The sequence below is a fragment of the Microbacterium sp. 69-7 genome, from assembly GCF_001897985.1.
Lineage (GTDB): Bacteria > Actinomycetota > Actinomycetes > Actinomycetales > Microbacteriaceae > Microbacterium > Microbacterium laevaniformans.
In genome coordinates this window covers 1-16,043 of the sequence record NZ_MKRU01000098.1, presented here as the reverse complement: position 1 = coordinate 16,043, position 16,043 = coordinate 1, and the positions used below count along the sequence as shown (strand labels likewise).

Annotated in this window: 13 protein-coding genes; 5 read left to right on the top strand and 8 right to left on the bottom strand. The window is 67.9% G+C overall.

Annotated features, from left to right (window positions below; translation table 11 throughout):
• Positions 1-17: 17 nt before the first annotated feature.
• Genes BGN98_RS12420 through BGN98_RS12410 form a run of 3 tightly spaced genes read right to left on the bottom strand, consistent with a single transcriptional unit; the run spans position 18 to position 4,469 of the window.
• Positions 18-1,127, bottom strand: coding sequence for a diguanylate cyclase (locus BGN98_RS12420; RefSeq protein WP_036289535.1), 1,110 nt, complete (start codon positions 1,125-1,127; stop codon positions 18-20).
• Entirely contained in the window at positions 1,124-2,779 is a 1,656-nt protein-coding gene (locus BGN98_RS12415) for a sensor histidine kinase (protein ID WP_288121567.1), read from the bottom strand. The genes BGN98_RS12420 and BGN98_RS12415 overlap by 4 nt, the downstream gene beginning before the upstream one ends.
• 19 nt (positions 2,780-2,798) lie before the next feature.
• Complete coding sequence (locus BGN98_RS12410; protein ID WP_288121566.1) at positions 2,799-4,469, bottom strand: sensor histidine kinase; 1,671 nt, start codon at positions 4,467-4,469, stop codon at positions 2,799-2,801.
• A 62-nt stretch (positions 4,470-4,531) separates the two neighbouring features.
• On the opposite strand from BGN98_RS12410, the gene BGN98_RS12405 reads away from it, so the two are divergent.
• Positions 4,532-4,912 (top strand): response regulator transcription factor, encoded by a 381-nt coding sequence (locus BGN98_RS12405; protein ID WP_288121565.1) that lies wholly within the window; start codon positions 4,532-4,534, stop codon positions 4,910-4,912.
• Positions 4,913-4,923: 11 nt separating this feature from the next.
• Here BGN98_RS12405 and BGN98_RS12400 read toward each other — a convergent pair whose 3' ends face one another.
• The 4 genes from BGN98_RS12400 to BGN98_RS12385 all read right to left on the bottom strand — a co-directional run bounded on the left by BGN98_RS12400 (position 4,924) and on the right by BGN98_RS12385 (position 9,759).
• On the bottom strand, positions 4,924-5,859 hold the full coding sequence (locus BGN98_RS12400) for a hypothetical protein (protein ID WP_288121564.1): 936 nt from the start codon (positions 5,857-5,859) through the stop codon (positions 4,924-4,926).
• Between the two features lie 3 nt (positions 5,860-5,862).
• Positions 5,863-7,380, bottom strand: coding sequence for a tyrosine-protein kinase domain-containing protein (locus tag BGN98_RS12395; RefSeq protein ID WP_288121563.1), 1,518 nt, complete (start codon positions 7,378-7,380; stop codon positions 5,863-5,865).
• Between the two features lie 201 nt (positions 7,381-7,581).
• Positions 7,582-8,997, bottom strand: a complete 1,416-nt coding sequence (locus tag BGN98_RS12390) for an HNH endonuclease (RefSeq protein ID WP_288121562.1) — start codon at positions 8,995-8,997, stop codon at positions 7,582-7,584.
• A gap of 162 nt (positions 8,998-9,159) precedes the next feature.
• Positions 9,160-9,759, bottom strand: coding sequence for an arsenate reductase/protein-tyrosine-phosphatase family protein (locus BGN98_RS12385; protein ID WP_288121561.1), 600 nt, complete (start codon positions 9,757-9,759; stop codon positions 9,160-9,162).
• A gap of 69 nt (positions 9,760-9,828) precedes the next feature.
• Between BGN98_RS12385 and BGN98_RS12380 the strand changes: the two genes are divergently transcribed.
• The 4 genes from BGN98_RS12380 (at position 9,829) to BGN98_RS14780 (ending at position 14,617) form a co-directional block, all read left to right on the top strand.
• Positions 9,829-10,686 (top strand): CPBP family intramembrane glutamic endopeptidase, encoded by an 858-nt coding sequence (locus BGN98_RS12380; protein WP_288121560.1) that lies wholly within the window; start codon positions 9,829-9,831, stop codon positions 10,684-10,686.
• 179 nt (positions 10,687-10,865) lie between these two features.
• Entirely contained in the window at positions 10,866-12,458 is a 1,593-nt protein-coding gene (locus BGN98_RS12375) for a sugar transferase (protein WP_502687836.1), read from the top strand.
• 481 nt (positions 12,459-12,939) lie between these two features.
• Entirely contained in the window at positions 12,940-13,983 is a 1,044-nt protein-coding gene (locus BGN98_RS12370; RefSeq protein ID WP_288121559.1) for an oligosaccharide flippase family protein, read from the top strand.
• The gene (locus tag BGN98_RS14780) at positions 13,976-14,617 is read left to right on the top strand and encodes an acyltransferase (protein ID WP_353681712.1); all 642 of its coding nucleotides are present in this window, start codon (positions 13,976-13,978) and stop codon (positions 14,615-14,617) included. Before BGN98_RS12370 ends, BGN98_RS14780 begins: the two co-directional genes overlap by 8 nt.
• A gap of 64 nt (positions 14,618-14,681) precedes the next feature.
• On the opposite strand, the gene BGN98_RS12365 is transcribed toward BGN98_RS14780, so the two are convergent.
• On the bottom strand, positions 14,682-15,941 hold the full coding sequence (locus tag BGN98_RS12365) for an O-antigen ligase family protein (protein WP_288121558.1): 1,260 nt from the start codon (positions 15,939-15,941) through the stop codon (positions 14,682-14,684).
• Positions 15,942-16,043: the final 102 nt, after the last annotated feature.

Sequence of the window (16,043 nt, the reverse complement as noted above, 5' to 3'; positions counted from 1 at the left end):
ATCCTACGGGGAGGCGCTCAGGCGATCACGCTCGCGCGCTCCCAGCGATCGCCGCCGGCCAGCTGTGCCTCGTCGGCGGCGGCGGCGGCGGCCGTGATGAGGTCGTCGAGGTCGTAGCCGATGCGCGACACGCTCGCCCAGCCGATGCTGGCCGACAGGCGGACGGCGATCGATTGGTCGGTCGAGACGGTCGCCACACGCTCCAGCAATGCGCGCAGGAGGGGACGGACGGCGGCCTCATGGCGCGGCAGCAGAACGAGCATGCGCGAGGGCTCGAGCCGATCGAGATCGGCCTCGGCGGGGAAGACGGCGGCGACGTCCGACGCGAAGCGCTCGAGGACACGGCTGTACGCCAGCGCGCTGGAGGCTTCGCGCAGCGCGATCGGGTCGTCGAGGCGAACGTCCAGCAGTGACCACCACGCGTCGTCGAATCGCTCCGCGCGGGCGAGTCGGTCACGTGCGATGACTCGGAAGCCGGCGACCGTCGCCGTCACCGAGGTCGGGTTCTCGGCCCGGGTGAGCAGCAGCAGCGTGGTCAAGGCGGTCACGAGCGTGATGGCCGCGACCACCGGGGTGAAGTCTTCCGTCGGAGGGAGGGTGTCGACCAGGCGCAGGCGGTCGCCCACGAGGTCGGTGCAGAGCCACACCAGGGAGAACACCGCCACCAGGCCCGACGACAGGGCGAGCGGGATGATCACGCCGCGTGCTGCCGTGCGCACACCGACGAGTTCGATCGCCGTGGCTGCGGAGATCGCCGCGAACACGACGAGCTCGACGTTGCCGACCGCGTCTTCGGCGGCGGTGCCCGAGGTGAGCGCGACGGTCACGATGACCACGAGCGTCACACCGATCACCGCCGACAGCAGGATCGGTCGGCGCCCGCGGCGCGCGCGCAGGCCTACCCACACGAGGCCCAGAGCGAGGAGCATGAGTCCGTCGCTGAGGGCGTCGAGCCAGGCGTTGTCGAGGAGATTGGCGCTGGTCTGCAGGTAGCTCGCGGCCATGGCGGCGATGAATCCGCTGGACCAGATCGCGGCCTCCCGCGACGGCCGCTGCAAGAACCCCAGCCCGATCATGATCGCGGTGCACAGCGTCGTCAAGGCGACCATGACGGTCGAGATGCTCATGCGCTGACCTCCGTCGTGCTCGGACGGTGAGAGCCCGGCAATGGCAGGCGGACGGTCGCGGTCGTGCCGGTACCGAGCGTGCTCTCCAGACTGATCGTGCCCGCGTTCTCCTCGATGATCTGGCGGGCGATCGACATTCCCAGTCCGGTGCCCGCGATGCCGCTCGCGGTGGCGCTGCGCGCGCGGAAGTAGGGGACGAAGACCCGCTCCAGATCGTCGGCCGCGATCCCGATGCCGGTGTCGGACACCCGCAGCACCGCGTCGTCGCCCTCTGCGGTGGTCATGACCTCGACGCTACCGCCGCGCGGGGTGTACTTGATCGCGTTGCTGATGAGGTTGTCGACGACCTGGCGCAGTCGGAAGCCGTCGCCGGTGATCGGCAGGGGGCGGTCGATGTTCGTCTGCAGGTCGATGTCGGAGGCGGCCGCGGCCGGGGCGAATGCGTCGGCCGTGGCCGCGGCGATGACCGACAGGTCGAATTGGTCGCTCATCTCCGGGGCGCGGTGGGAGTCGAGCAGCGATTTCGTGAGGGCCAGCATCCGTTCGGCGGCCCCCTCGATGACCGTCGCGTGCTCGCGCTGGGCCGGCGTGAGGTCTTCGGCGTCGAGCATGAGGTCGGCGTGACCGAGGATGACCGTGAGCGGGTTTCGCAGCTCGTGGGAGACGGCGCTGGTTGTCGCGCGCTGCTCTCGGCGCTCGCGCTCGGTGTCGGTGACGTCGTCGAGCTGGATGATGGAGACCTTCGTGTCGTCGTCGGTCTCGGTGCGCACCGTACGTCCGCGGATCGACATCGACAATGCGCGCCACTCTCCGCTGGCGTCGTACAGCCAGATCAGCTCGTTCTCGACCCGCTCGCCGCGGGCGGCGCGGGCGATGGAGGTCGCGTCGCGGGGAAGGGCGGTGCCGCGGTATGCGCCGTACTCGACGGCGCGCGGCGGATGCCGGTAGTCGTCGTTGTCGTAAGCGTAGAGATGCCGGTAGGCGGCGTTGGCGAGGTCGATGTTCCCACGGTCGTCCACGCGGGCCAGCGCGGTGCTCACGGTGTCGAACAGTCCGTTGGCGCGGTCTTCGTGCACGCTCATCCGCGCCACGGCGCGGTCGAGCTGGCGGGACTGGCGCTGGATGAGCAGGCGGAACGCTCGGGTGCGACGGGCGCCCTGGTTCATGGCGATGCCGAGGAAGCCGAGTCCCAGCAGGACGATCATGATCTCCAGGGGCGACGTGAGCGGTGCCCCGGGAATCCACCAGCGCACGATCTGCAGCGCGAAGATGAGCCCGAGCGCGGCGACCACGGCAGCCATCGAGTAGTAGGTGGCCACCCACGCCATCGGGACGACCCACAGATATCCGAGTGTGTGGTCGGAGATGGCGAGCAGCCCGATCGCGACGGCGTCGGCGAAGGGCAGCGCGAGGACGAGCTCGCGGTGGCGAGCCCACGGCATCACCATCGCCCACGACGTGATCGCGCAGATCAGGGCGAGCCCCGTCAGCAGCGAGATGTCGCCGAAGAGCCGGGGGTTGAGCAGCGTCACGCCCAGTGCGACCGCGACGGTGCTGAAGCCGACGATGAGCTGCCACTGCCACACGGACCTCACGACGGTGCCGATCAGCTGGCTGTCGGCCCATCGACTCTCGACGCGGGGGGTGGTCATCGGTTCCTCATTCGGCAGTCTATTGATCCGCGTCGGCGGCAGCTGTGCCGCTGCGGGGAAGCAGCAGGGTCGCCTTCGTACCGTGTCCGGGCAGCGACACGATCATGACCTCCCCGCCGTTTCGTCGTGCGAGCATCCGGGCGATGGGCAGGCCCAGACCCGTCCCCGGGGTCGCACGGACCTCGGCCTGCTCGCCGCGGTAGAACGGGTCGAAGACCTGGGCGAGGGCGTCGGGCCCGATGCCCGGACCGGTGTCGCTGACGGTGAACATCACGTCGGCGGCGACACCCGAGATCTCGACACGGACGGCGCCGCCGGCCGGTGTGAACTTGACGGCGTTGGACAGCAGGTTGCCCAGTGCGCGCGCGGCGTCGTCGCGGTCGGCGAAGACCGCCATCTCCTCTGCGGTGTCGATGTCGACCTCGATGGAGCGCGCAGTGGCGCTGCCGGTGTGGTGCGCGACGACCTCGTGCACCAGGTCGGATGCCGCGATCTCGAGCGGTCGCGGTCGTTCGGCCTGGGTGCGGCTGAAGGCGAGGAGGTCGTCGAGCATGCCGGCCAACCGTCCGGTGTTGCGATGGATCGCGTCAACCCACGCACCGGCCTCGGCAGGCAGTTCGGCGTCGGAGAGCAGCTCGCTGTAACCGGCGATGATCGTGATGGGCGTGCGCAGCTCATGGCTGGTCGTGGAGAGGAAGTCCTGCCGCTGCCGTTCGAGGTCGTAGCGCACCTGGACGGTGGCGGCGGTGGCACGCGCGGCTTCGGCGCTCTGCTCCGCGGAGTCGACCGCCGTGCGGGCGTTGCGCAGCGACTCGTTGCGTTCGGTGGTCGTCAGTACCGTGAAGATCGCGAGCGCGGCGACGAAGGCGGCGACCGTGATGGCGCGCTCGGTGGGGTCGATGCGGGCCGGGTCGAACACGCCCATGCTCAGCCTGCTGAACAGCATCGTCGTGAGCGCGACGACGAGGGCCTGGATCTGGGCGAACAACGGCGGAAAACGCAGGGATGCCCACGCCAACGGCACGAAGACGAGGAATGCGAGCGGCAGCGGGCTGAGCGGCCCGATGCCCGCCGCGATGACGATGAGCATCACGAGGATCTGCGCCGCCGACTCGCCCGGACGAGAAGGCGGCTGAGGCTGCCCCTCGAAGAGCGCGAGAGGAACGATCAGCAGCACCGCCGACAGGTGGGAGGCGCAGGTGATGATCGCCGAAGCGAGGGGTTCGCCCTCGACGAGGGTGATGTTGATGAGCGCGATGAGCAGGGCGAAGACCATGGCGGAGACCGCGGACAGGGCGACGAACTGCACCGCGTCGGTGGTTGTGCGCAGGCGTGCGTCTCGGCCCCCGCGCAGCAGCAGCCAGCCCAGCATCGCCGCTTCGATCGCGTTCGCCAGTCCGTACAGACCGCTGAGCTCGGCGGGTCGCCCCGCCACGAAGTTGCCGGCGGTCGTCGCGACGAGCACGACGCACACCGACACCGCGCGGCGATGCGGCGGCGCGCGCAGGACGAGCACGGCCGAGACGCCGGCCGCGGGCCACCACAGGGCTACCGGCACGCCGGGAACGGCGAAGCCGGCCGCCACCACTGACAGCGCGAAGATGAGCAGTGCTCCGCCCACCCAGAAGCCCAGGGTGCGCCACGCAGCGGTGGGGCGATCGACGGGGTGATCCACCCCGGAGGCTGTCATACGAGTACGCTAATGGCATTCGGGGGTAATCTAGACAGGCTAGTAGTCGAGGGGCTGAGTCGGTGGAGGACGCACCCATGGCGAACGTGCTCGTTGTCGATGACGACGCCGACGTCGCCGAACTGGTGCGCACGGTCTTGAGCATCGCCGGTCATGCTGTCACCGTCGCCACCGACGGCGAGCACGGAATCGCCGCGGCATCGGCAGCGCACCCCGATCTCATCGTTCTCGACTGGATGATGCCGGGGATGACGGGCATCGAGGTCTGTCGCACGCTGCGGCAGGATTCGTCGTTCGATGCCACCCGCATCATCATGCTCACGGCCAAATCGGCGCCGTCCGACATCGATGCGGCGCGCGGAGCGGGTGCCGACGACTACGTCGTGAAACCCTTCGCGCCGCGCGAGCTGCGTCGCCGCGTCGCCGAGCTGCTCGCCTCGTGACTGCGGCCGGCTCAGCCGGCGATGTCGATGAGGCGTGAGCCCGCCCAGAGGGTGAGCACGGTGCCCGATGCGCTGCTGCTCGCGTCCAGTGCGAGCGGCCCGGCGGCATCGGCGGCGTCGAGCGTCGTGCATCCGAGATCGCTCGTTCCGGTCGCGTCGCTCGAATGGGCGGTGATGCGGATGCCGCTGCACGCGGCATCCGTCTGCGCGATGTAGACGGTGTCTGCGCTGACGGCGACGGCGCGTGCGGTCTGAGCGAGACGCGTCCAGTTCTGCCCGTCCAGGCGGTAGGCGGCGTCGTCGCAGACGATCGCGGTGGTGCTGCCGGCCGAGCGCAGGCCCCAGGGTGTCGCGCAGGGGGCGGCGATGCGCGTGCCGTCGACGATGACGGCGCGCTCGCCGGGCAGCACGTAGGTGTCGACGGCGAAGATGTCGGGATAGGGCTCCCAGAACCGGCCGTCGGTGTAGGTGCGCAGCGTGTTCAGGGTGCAGTTCGCGCCGAGTGCGGTGACGGCGGTGGCGTTGCGTCCACCGAACGAGGTGAGGCTGAGCATCTGGACGGCGCTCTTCGCCGTGGGGGTGACGCTCTGCCACGTGGCGCCGTTGTCGCCGGAGCGTTCGACGACGGGGGCCGCGCCGCCGCACGCTCCCGCGGTGGCGCGCCACATCGCGTCGGCGCCGACGGACAGGAACCGCTCGGTCGCACCGGGCGCGCCGGCAGGGGTGGGGGAGGCGGATGCCGTGGGTGTCGCCGTCGCCGTCGGGGTGCGGACGGCGTAGGTGAAGGTGGGTGCCGGTCCGACGGTGGCGTCGACGTCGCCGGGGCCGCGGCCCTGCCGGAGCGCGGCGACGCTGAGCCCGACGGCCGCGACGGTGAGCGCGATCAGTCCGATCGCGATGAGCGTCGCGCCGCCGCGGCTCTTGGCGAAGCTGCGCGGGCGGGGCACGACTCAGCTCTCCCTGTCGGCCTCACGCGCGTCGCGGCGGGAGTCGAACCCGAGCTCGTCGAGCGTGGGGGCGGCGGGCACGCTGGCCAGCGGCGTGGTGCGTCCGCGGCGCTTGGCCCCCTTGCGCTCGGCCTTGGAGGTCGTGGCCGGGGTCTCGCGGTAGCCGTACCCGTATCCGTATCCGTACCCATAGGCGGAGTAGTAGGAGTCGGGTCCGCGGGTGGGAACCATCGACATCACGAAGCCGGCGAGCTTGGCGCCGACGGTGTTGAGGGCCTCGGTGGCCCCCTGGAGCTGGTGCTTGGTCGTGCGGCCGGCCGAGATGATCAGCAGCGCACCGCTGGTGACGCGCGCGAGGATGGCGGCGTCGGTGACGGGCAGCAGGGGCGGTGCGTCGCAGAGCACGACGTCGAAGTCCTTCTCGAGCATCTCGAGCAGGGTGTTCATCTGGCGCGAGCCGAGCAGCTCGCTGGGGTTCGGCGGGATCTTGCCGGCGGGCATCACGTAGAGGCTGCGCCCGCCCCAGGGGAACATGACCTCCCCGACCTTCGCGCGACCGATGAGCACGTCGGTGAGACCCGCGCCGCCTTCCATGCCGAGGTACTCGGCGACCTTGGGCTTGCGAAGGTCGGTGTCGAGCAGGGCGACGCGCTTGCCGGCGTCGGCGAGGGCGATGGCGAGGTTGATCGCGGTGGTCGACTTGCCCTCGCTGGGGATCGAGCTGGTGACGACGAAGCTGGAGCGGCCGCCCATGTCGAGGAACTGCAGGTTGGTGCGCAGCGCCCGGAACGACTCGGCCCGGGGGCTCAGCGGATCGGCGTGCACGATGAGCGGGCGCTCCTTGGCCTTCGTGTCGTAGGCGATCGCGCCGATGCCGGGCGAGCCGGTGATCTGCTCGGCCTCGCGGGGCGTGCGCACCCGGTTGTCGAGGGTGGTGCGCAGCACCGCGACGCCGATACCGAGGGCGAGGCCGACGAGAACACCGAGGGCGAGGTTCAGCGGCACGTTGGGGCTCGACGGCTTCAGCGCGGGCTGCGCGTCGCTGACGCGGCTGAGGCGGATGGCGCTGGCCCCGCTGTTGCTCTCGGGCTCGAGCTGCGGCACCGCGGAGGCCAGGCTCGCCGCGATCGCGTTGGCGATCTTGGCCGCCTGCACGGCGTCGGGGTCGGAGACCGTGATGGTGATGAGCGTGGAGTTGAGAGCGGCCGACGCCTTGACGTCTTTCGCGAGATCTTCGGCGGTGCGGGCGAGGCCGAGGTCGGCGATCACCGGGTTCAGCACGACGGGCGTCGTGGTGAGTCCCACGTAGGTGTTGATGCGCGCCTGGGCGAACGACGATCCCTGCTGCAGCTCCTGGGCCGTGTTGCCCGACTGCGTGGAGACGAAGACCGTGCTCGCGGACTCGTAGATCGGGGTCCTCGTGAGGGAGTATCCCGCTGCCGCGCCGAGTCCCAGCAGGGTCAGCACGACGATCACGAGCCAGTTCTTGCGGAGGATGCGGATGTAGTCGCTGAGCTCCATGGTGCCTCTCGAAGACGCGCTGCCAGCCAGGAGGGGGGTTGCAAGGCCGGGACGATCGGACTCAGTCTGCCATAGCGGATGTTTCGGGCCGGTGTCCGGGCGGCAACACGTGCGTGTGCAGCCTGCACAGGTCATCGTCGCCGTCGGTGCCGCCGTGTGGATCCGTCATCATCGCCCCACATCGCTCAGCGGCTCAGCAGCTCAGCAGTTCAGCGCGTAGCGGGCGCTCCCTCCGATGCGGGGCGTGCGGTCGGCATCGATCCACGGCGGCGGAATGAACCACACCCGCGCCGTCACGCCGACGCCGTCGACACGGATCTCCCACCCGTCGCTGTGGATGCGATGGTGGCAGCCGGTGCACAGCAGCACGCCGTTGTCGAGGTCGGTGGGCCCGGCATCCCTGTTCCACCAGGCGATGTGGTGGCCGTGGGTCCATGCCGGCGGTGCGCCGCAGAACGCGCAGCCGCCGTCTCGTTCGGCGAGGGCGAGCTTCTGGGCGGGAGAGAACAGGCGGCGCGCGCGGCCCCAGTCGAGAATGTCGCTGTCGCCGCCGAGGACGCACGGAATGACCTGCAAGTCGGCAGCGAGTCGACGCACCTCCTGGGTGGGCAGCGATGCGTCGAAACCATCGATGCTCGCGACACCGCATCCCGACTCGAGCTGGTCGAGCGTCATGCGCACGACGACCGTGGTCGTCGCAGCGGTGGGCACCTGTTCGCACCCCAGAGCGTGCGCACACAGCTCGTGCAGTGCGTCGGCCCGCATCTGCGGCAGCGTGCGCTCATCGCGGATGTCATCGCGCGCGGCACCTTCGACGCGGTCACCGCCCCGCGCGTCGCCGTGCTCGTGCTCGTGCTCGTGCTCGTGCCCGTGCTCGCGCCGCGGGGCGTGCTCGTTGTTCTGCAGCACGCGGGTGACCATCGCGTCGAGCACCGTCTTGATCGGCGCGGCGGTGGCCACGTCGAATACCCCGGTGAGGTGGAGCATGCCGTCTCGCTCCTGCATCCGCAGCGCGCGGGCCGACCGATGCTCCTCGTGCGCGGCGGCGAGCCCGTCGGGGTCGAGTTCGGCCTCCGCGTGCGCCAGCAGCCGGGTCATCTCGTCGGCCCGCAGCCCGGGTGCCCGCTGGCAGAGGTCACGCTCGGCGGCATCCCTGCGCGCGGAATCGACGCGGAGCGACAGCTTGTCGAGCAGAGTGATGATCGCCGACGCCGCCGTCATCGACAGAGCGCCCGCCGCCACAGCCGCCGCCACGTGCGGGTGCGCGGCGGGTCGCGACTCGCCGCTGATACCGGTGCGCGGCGCCGTGCTCTCGCCCACCTGCACGAGTCTGATCGCTTCGCCCACGCTCGCGCCGGTGGTGGCTTGGATCAGCGCGACAGGGGAGCGGAAGCCCTGCTTCTTGGCGAGGGAGTCGCCCCCGAGCTGCGGCCGCGACTGACGGGAGATCTCGGCTGCGACGGGCGCGAACGCGGCGTCGACCTGGCGCATGAGCACGCCGAAAGCGCGATTCACCTCGACGAGCGCGCTCGGTGACAGCGCGGCCGGCGCCTGTGCACCGCCCGCCGCCGCGAGCGCGTCGAGCGCTGCGGCGATGCCATCGAGCCTGTTCTCCATGACTTCGACTTTAGAACATAGCTACGACACTCGTCGGAGTTGCCCACAGGGGTCGCGGCGTTTCGACTGGCTGCGCTCGCTCAACGGCCGGCAGCACCCTCCCACCACTCCCGGTCGTTGAGCGAGCGCGAAGCGCGAGTCGAAACGCCGACCGCGCCGAGGTCAGCCGAAGGCGATCCGCACGACGCGTTCGACGGCGACGAGCCCCGGCTCGAGCTCGACTGCGGAGCGTTCGTACGTGGCCGCGGAGCGACCGTAGGGGTCGATGACGTCGTCGTCCTCGGGGGATGCCGGGGGCAGCGTGATCCCGCGCCGCCCGGCGACCGCGCCCAGCGCGGCGGCGAAGCGCTCCCGCGGAGGTGCGCCCTGCCCGGCGGTCGCTGCGGCCGTCCGCAGGTCGTCGTCGCTCAGATCGGCGGCGAGGCGGGCGAACTCGCGCGCCGCGAAGGCCTGTCGCATGCGCGAGGGGTCGAGCTCGACGACTTCGCGGCGGTGGTCGCGCGCCATGGCGAGCACGAGATCGGCGGTGCGCACGTGCACCGGGGTGAGGTAGCGGGCGCCGTGGGCCGCCACGAGCGCCTGGTCGACGCCGCGGGCGAGGGCGAGGTCTGCGGCTTCGGGGGTCATCGGCATCCCGTCGCGCGCGCGAGCGCCGGCGCTGGAGACGCGCACCGGAAGGTCGGCGAGGCGGGTGGCCAGCAGCTGCGCGGCCAGGGGGGAGCGGCAGATGTTGCCGGTGCACACGGTGAGGATCTCGAGCACGGTGACTTCCGGTGTCGATAGAGCGGGGAGGGAGTGTGTGGCTCGCCGCGTGACCGGTAGTTTGGCCACGTGCCCGATCAGCTTAGCGACCCCGGTTCGTCCGCCCTCGAGGCGTCGACGCCCCCGCGCCGGTCGTCGAGCGACCGCGGCGCGTCGGAGGCCTCGGGCGAGGCCGCGACGCCCGGTCGCCGTCGTCGCAAGCGCACCGACTGGCGTCTGGGCGGCACGGCGGTGCGCCGGTGGGACCTCTCCGTCCTGTCGGCGGCGCTCATCGGGGTGGGGCTCGGCGTCGTCGGCGGCGGCGCCGTGAGCCGCATCGCGGCGCCGTGGGCCGCCACCGCCTCGACCGTGGTGCTGTGGCTCGGGCTCGGTGCTGCCGTCGCGTTCGCGTTCGCGCGGTCACGGCCGGCCGGGCTGCTGAGGTTTCGGCCGATCGATGTGCTGTGGGGCGTCGGGCTGGGGCTCGGCCTGCGTCTGCTGCAGGGCTGGGTGAGCGGTGTGGATGCCGCGGCCTTCCCCTCCGCGATGGCGCTCGACGGCGGCCTGCCCTCGGGGTGGTGGCTGACGGAGGCGATTCCGGCGGGGCTGGTCGCGCCGCTGGTCGAGGAGTTCTTCTTCCGCACGGTGGTGCTCGTCGCCGTGTATCAGTTGCTTCGCCGCAGCGTCGGCGGTGTCGCGGCGGGCGTGACGGCGGCGCTGGTGTCGGCGGGCGGGTTCGTGCTGCTGCACGCGACGGCCGGGGCGTTGACGCTGGTCGACGGCATCCAACTCTTCGCGGTCGGGGGCACGTGCGCGCTGGTGGTTCTGCTCACGGGCCGCATCTGGGGCGCCGTGTTGACGCACGTGGTCTACAACGTGTCGTATCTGGTGCTCGTCGTCGTCGGAACGTGGGGTGCCGTCGCGCCCGCGGCGCCGTCGCTCGGCTGACGGATCCGCACGCGACACCAAGTTTTCACCAAAAGGATGATGAGAGCCCTCTCATCGTGCTCATAGGCTCGGGTGTCACCGGGAGTCATCAGACCGTCACGCGTCACACACTTGACACATTCGGCTGATAATCTCCCGACAGCCGGGGGGCTGAAACCGAGATCTAGGAGGAAGCCGAAGTGTCGACCGATATTCAGGTCGATGCGACGACGGAGTCGCCTCACGACTCGACAGCACCCCGCGCGGACAGCGGCTCCATCACTGCTCCGGCCGGTGCGTCGACTCAGGCCACCAGCACCATGCGTCCCGCTGCCCCACCCTTCAACGATTGGCGTCGCCGCTTTCAGCGCCGGCTCATCGTCAGCGACTTCCTGGTGCTCGTGTGGGTCGTCTTCGGTACGCAAATCGCGTGGTTCGGCTTCGGTAACGTTCAGGTGGCAATCCGGAACGACGCACGCATCTCTGACATCTCCTACTGGGTGTTCTCGGTGATCCTCGTTGTCGCGTGGCTCGGCGCGCTGTCGTGGAACGACTCCCGGAGCATCCGTGTGCTCGGATCGGGGTCGAACGAGTACCTGCGTGTCGTCGACGCCAGCGTGCGTCTCTTCGGAGTGATCGCCATCGTGGCGTTCTTGACCAAGGTGGATGTCGCACGAGGCTTCCTCTTGATCAGCTTGCCTGTCGGCGTCGCCGTACTGTTGTGGACACGGTGGCTCTGGCGGCAATGGCTCATCATGAAGCGCAAGAGTGGTGACTTCTCGGCGAGGGTTCTTCTCGTCGGATCGGAGGAGTCCGTCGCGCAGATCGCGCGTGAACTCATCCGCACTCCAAGCGCCGGCTACCACGTCGTCGGTGCCTGCACGCCCACCGGAAAGATCGCCGACTTCGTTCCGGGGACGACCATCCCGATGATGGGGAGCGTCAACGCGGTGGAGCGCGCGATGGAACTGACGGGCGCCGACACCGTTGCCGTGACGAGCACGGACGAGCTGCCGCCGGACAAGGTGAAGCAGATCTCATGGAACCTACAGGCGGGGCGCCAGCATCTCGTACTCGCGCCGAGCATCGTCGATATCGCCGGTCCGCGTCTGCACACCCGCCCAGTCGCCGGCCTACCGCTGATTCACGTTGAAACGCCACGCTTCAGCAAGGGGCAACTCTTCTTGAAGCGCTCGGTCGACGTGACCGCGAGCATACTCGGTGTGCTACTCCTGAGCCCTGTGCTGGCATTCCTCGCGATGAGCATCCGACTATCGTCCGAGGGGCCAGTTCTCTTCCGCCAAGTGCGCATCGGTCGCGGTGGCCGCGAGTTCACGATGCTCAAGTTTCGATCGATGGTGACGAATGCCGAAGAGATGCTCGAGAACCTGCAGCGTGAGCGCTCCGAGCACGGGATCGACTCCGGCAACGAGGTCTTGTTCAAGATGAAGAACGATCCGCGGGTGACGCCGATCGGTCGGATCATGCGCAAGTACAGCCTCGATGAGCTGCCCCAGTTGTTAAACGTGATCGGTGGGTCGATGTCGCTCGTCGGTCCGCGACCGCCGCTGCCAAGCGAAGTTGCACAGTACGCCACCCATGTGCACCGACGGTTCCTCGTAAAGCCGGGTATTACTGGCCTCTGGCAGGTGAGTGGACGCTCCACCTTGTCGTGGGAGGACACCGTGAGGCTTGATCTCTCCTATGTCGAGAACTGGTCGCTCGTCGGGGACGTCGCGATCCTCGCTAAGACGGCTCGGGCCGCGTTCATGCCCGGTGAGACGGCAGCATGATCCGGCCACCTCGTTGGCGCCCCCACGGTGAAGGCGTGAGCGGAGTCAGTGGGAATGGGAGCCAGCTGGAAAGGCAACCGTCAGATGTAGGTGCCCTTGCTCCCCTTCCCAGCTTCTCTCAACCGTACGATGTGAGCAACAATCGAGTCGAAGCAAATCCGAGGATCGAGAGCCGAAGGTGACGATCACTGCTACCGGAGCACGCGGTGAAACTAGAGGCTCCGCGCGATCGGCGGGAAAGAGCGCGCTAACACGCGCGGCCACATTCCCGATCACCGCGCTGTCGACACTCGTCACTGCGAGTCTTACCATTCAATACGCGGGCCCGCAGTCATACGCTGCGATTGCTACTCTCATCACGCTTTCCCAGCTCGTACCCTTTGCAGACTTGGGCGTCGGGGCCGGAGTTGTGAACGCGGTGTCTTCGGGTGACCGAGCAGAAGCACGCGCCGCAGTCGCGAGCGCGACTCGCGTATTGCTGATGTCGGCAGCTGGCCTGCTCACCATCGCAACAGCGGTGAGCCTCGTGGTGGGTTGGGACACGATTCTGGGCATCGCTGATGCACCGCTTCCACACGCGGGCGCTGCCGCGCTCGTGGTGATCGCAATCATCGCGATATCTCTTCCTTTTGGCGTGGGGCAGCGCGTACTTATCGGCGCCATGCGTAACCCAACCGCGATCGCGCTATCGACGATCGCGCCGCTGTTTACACTAGCTGGATCGGCCTTGATTGTTTGGCTTCGTCTATCACCTACATTCCTAGTACTACCAGCGGTGATCGGGTCGATGGCTGTCGCCGTAGTCTCATCGGTGGTCGCAGCTCGCATTGTCGGCACCTCCTTTATGGACATCTTCCGGCCGAATGATTTTCGGTACCGCGGTCTGCTCCGAATCGGAGGATGGTATCTTCTGCTAACCCTCGCTTCGGCGATCGCGTTTCAATCAGGTCGAGTAATACTCGCCCATGCGGCGAATCTCGAGGTGGTCGCGGATTTCTCTCTAGCGATGCAGTTCTACGTGCCTTTGTGGTCATTCTTCGTCGCGGGTGGGACGGCGCTATGGCCCGTCTTCGCGAGGCTGCGATCAAGCGCAACTGACTCGCGACCGCTAGTTCTTCGGATGGTTGGCTTCTTCGTGTGCGCGGCCGCCTTGTGCGGTGCAGGATTGACGATTGCGGGCCCGTGGGTTGCGCGACTCCTTGCGCACGGCAACATCGATCCTTCGTGGACGCTCTTCGCGGCTGCAAGCCTGCTGATCGTGGTCCAGGCGGTCCAACTTGTGCAGGGCGTCTCATTGACGGACCGCGCCGGGATACGGTTTCAAGCTCTATGTGCACTTCCTCTCGTTGTCGTTGTGCCGGCCCTCACCTTTGCTGGAGCGGGGTTACTAGGCGCGTCGTCGCCGTTTGTTGCAGCAACTGTGGGAGTCGTCGTGTTCCAGGTGCTTCCAAACGCCGTACGACTGCGGGCGGGCGCGAGAGCGGGCAGCTCGAATCAGTCCGCACCGGAAGTCAGCCATGAATGACCGGGCATCGAAGGTGATCGCACTGATGTGGGGAGACTTCCGCGCCTCACCGTGGCGAAGCCTCTCAGCCAATAGGCGCATGCGGATTGTCGTAGGGACCCGCTTCTCCGTTCGAGGGGCGCGAAGGATCGAGCTCAGCGAAGGGGGGCGACTCTACCTAGGGACAACCTTCTTTGGTTTCGTCGATCGACACGTCCGGAGTCTCTTGCGTGTCCGCGGCCGATTGCACATTGACGGCGTCGCACGTATTGGCAGGGGGGCCGCCTGGGACGTGGGCCCCGGCGCGACTGTCCGAGTCGGCGACGGCACCTACTTCTCGCCACACGTTAGGCTGGTGAGCGCAGGAAGCATCTCGATCGGGGCACGTTGCGCGATCGGGTGGGGCACCGAGATTCTCGACACTAACTTTCACCGCGTTGGCCTGGGAAATGAGTCACCGCCGAGTGCGGGCGTGGTCGAAATCGGAGACCACGTTTGGATTGGTAGCAACGCGCGGCTCCTTCGCGGCGCATGTATTGCTAGCGGATGCATTGTGGCGGCCGGGAGTGTGGTCACGCGTAGTTTCGACGAGCCGAACTGCCTGATCGCTGGCGTTCCTGCCCGTGTGGTTCGGAGCGGCGTTAGCTGGAGCTAGCGCCGGAACCCGGCTGGCGCTTTCCGGTGTTCGTGGGCGGGCGCATTGTCAAATGCCTGGCAGGCTAACGAGCGCTTCGCGGCCCCGCGTGAGAGTCCTCGCTGCGGCCGGATCGATCGGAGTCCTTCGCCTTGGGGGAACGTTCGCGAACCTCCGCGATTTGCGTTCCCTGCACCGCTGCTGGAGGGAACGCGAGAATGGTCGCCGCCGCGAGCCAGCCCCACACATCGAGGAGTCCAAACGCCCAAACTCGCTCAAGAATGCCAGTGAAGACCATAGGCGCGAGCAAGAGTGCGGAAACTGACCGGTATCCTCTTGCGCTTCCAGCGATGCCCATTACCAGCATCAAAGCGAATAGAAATACGCCAACTGCACCCGATGTGTAAAGAATATCCAACCATTGGTTGTGCACAGAGTAGGCCTCGTCGCGCGTCAGCGCGCCAATCGAGACCTGATTACCCCAGGTCAGTCCCCCGAAACCAAATACCGGGCTAGAGGCGATCTCACTCTTCGCAAGTTCCCAGAGATCTCCGCGCCCAGTGAACTCGCCACTGGTGAGCGGGGTCCACGGAAGAAGAACCCCGATCGACACACCGGCTGTCAGAGCGCCGAAGATCACCCGCGATTGCACCTTGGTGGGCATCGATTCACCGCCGATACGCACCAAAAAGACGAGTGCACCAATAACGACCGCAGTAGTGGTAGCAGTCCGACTTCCGGACAGCCAGACCATAGCCACGAGATAGAGCACGAGCACGTACCGGGCTCTGCCTCTGACAATCAGAGCAGCTGCCGAAATGCTCGCGGCGAGCAAAATGCCCAGAACGTTCTCGCCGTTTGTTATTCCAAGTACCAGATTCCCGAGTGGTCCGCATTTATCGAGGCGGCAATTCTTCACCGAAGCAGAGAAGTCCGTCAGCATGAGAATTGTACTCAGGAGGCCTACAGAAAGCCCAACAACAGCTATCCCCAGTTGTGCGCCACGCCCGCGAGGAAGCACCGAAGCCGCCAAGAATATAGAGGCGAGAGCGACCATGCGGGGGGCGCCGAGGGTCGAGGCCCCCGAGAGTGCCGAGGAAAAGTCCGTGACCACGACGATGAGTAGCCCGATGAGCGGAGCAATGAATATCGGACGTCGCCTGGCAAGGCCCGCGACGAAAAAAGCAACACCGGCCACGATGATCACAGGTGCACTCAGGAGGGCGAGTTGACCGGATCGCGCGTTAGGAAGCACGATCAAATCACCGTTTGCGGCGATATAGGACTGCAGGCCACCTGAAAATTGCGTGAAGGCCGTGGGCAGGATTAGGGGCTCTTCGGACATTCGGTGGGGGTGAGGCTCGCCGGGTGAGGTTCGGCGGGTAGGGGTCGAGGTCCCCGAGGATCAGTAGCGCCAACTGCTGCTCCAACCGAGGACCTCGACGTG

Excerpts from the sequence above, each read along its gene's own strand:
- BGN98_RS12420 (WP_036289535.1), bottom strand. The coding sequence starts at position 1,127 with ATGAGCATCTCGACCGTCATGGTCGCCTTGACGACGCTGTGCACCGCG.
- BGN98_RS12415 (WP_288121567.1), bottom strand. The coding sequence starts at position 2,779 with ATGACCACCCCCCGCGTCGAGAGTCGATGGGCCGACAGCCAGCTGATC.
- BGN98_RS12410 (WP_288121566.1), bottom strand. The coding sequence starts at position 4,469 with ATGACAGCCTCCGGGGTGGATCACCCCGTCGATCGCCCCACCGCTGCG.
- BGN98_RS12395 (WP_288121563.1), bottom strand. The coding sequence starts at position 7,380 with ATGGAGCTCAGCGACTACATCCGCATCCTCCGCAAGAACTGGCTCGTG.
- BGN98_RS12390 (WP_288121562.1), bottom strand. The coding sequence starts at position 8,997 with ATGGAGAACAGGCTCGATGGCATCGCCGCAGCGCTCGACGCGCTCGCG.
- BGN98_RS12370 (WP_288121559.1), top strand. The coding sequence starts at position 12,940 with ATGTCGGCAGCTGGCCTGCTCACCATCGCAACAGCGGTGAGCCTCGTG.
- BGN98_RS14780 (WP_353681712.1), top strand. The coding sequence starts at position 13,976 with ATGAATGACCGGGCATCGAAGGTGATCGCACTGATGTGGGGAGACTTC.
- BGN98_RS12365 (WP_288121558.1), bottom strand. The coding sequence starts at position 15,941 with ATGTCCGAAGAGCCCCTAATCCTGCCCACGGCCTTCACGCAATTTTCA.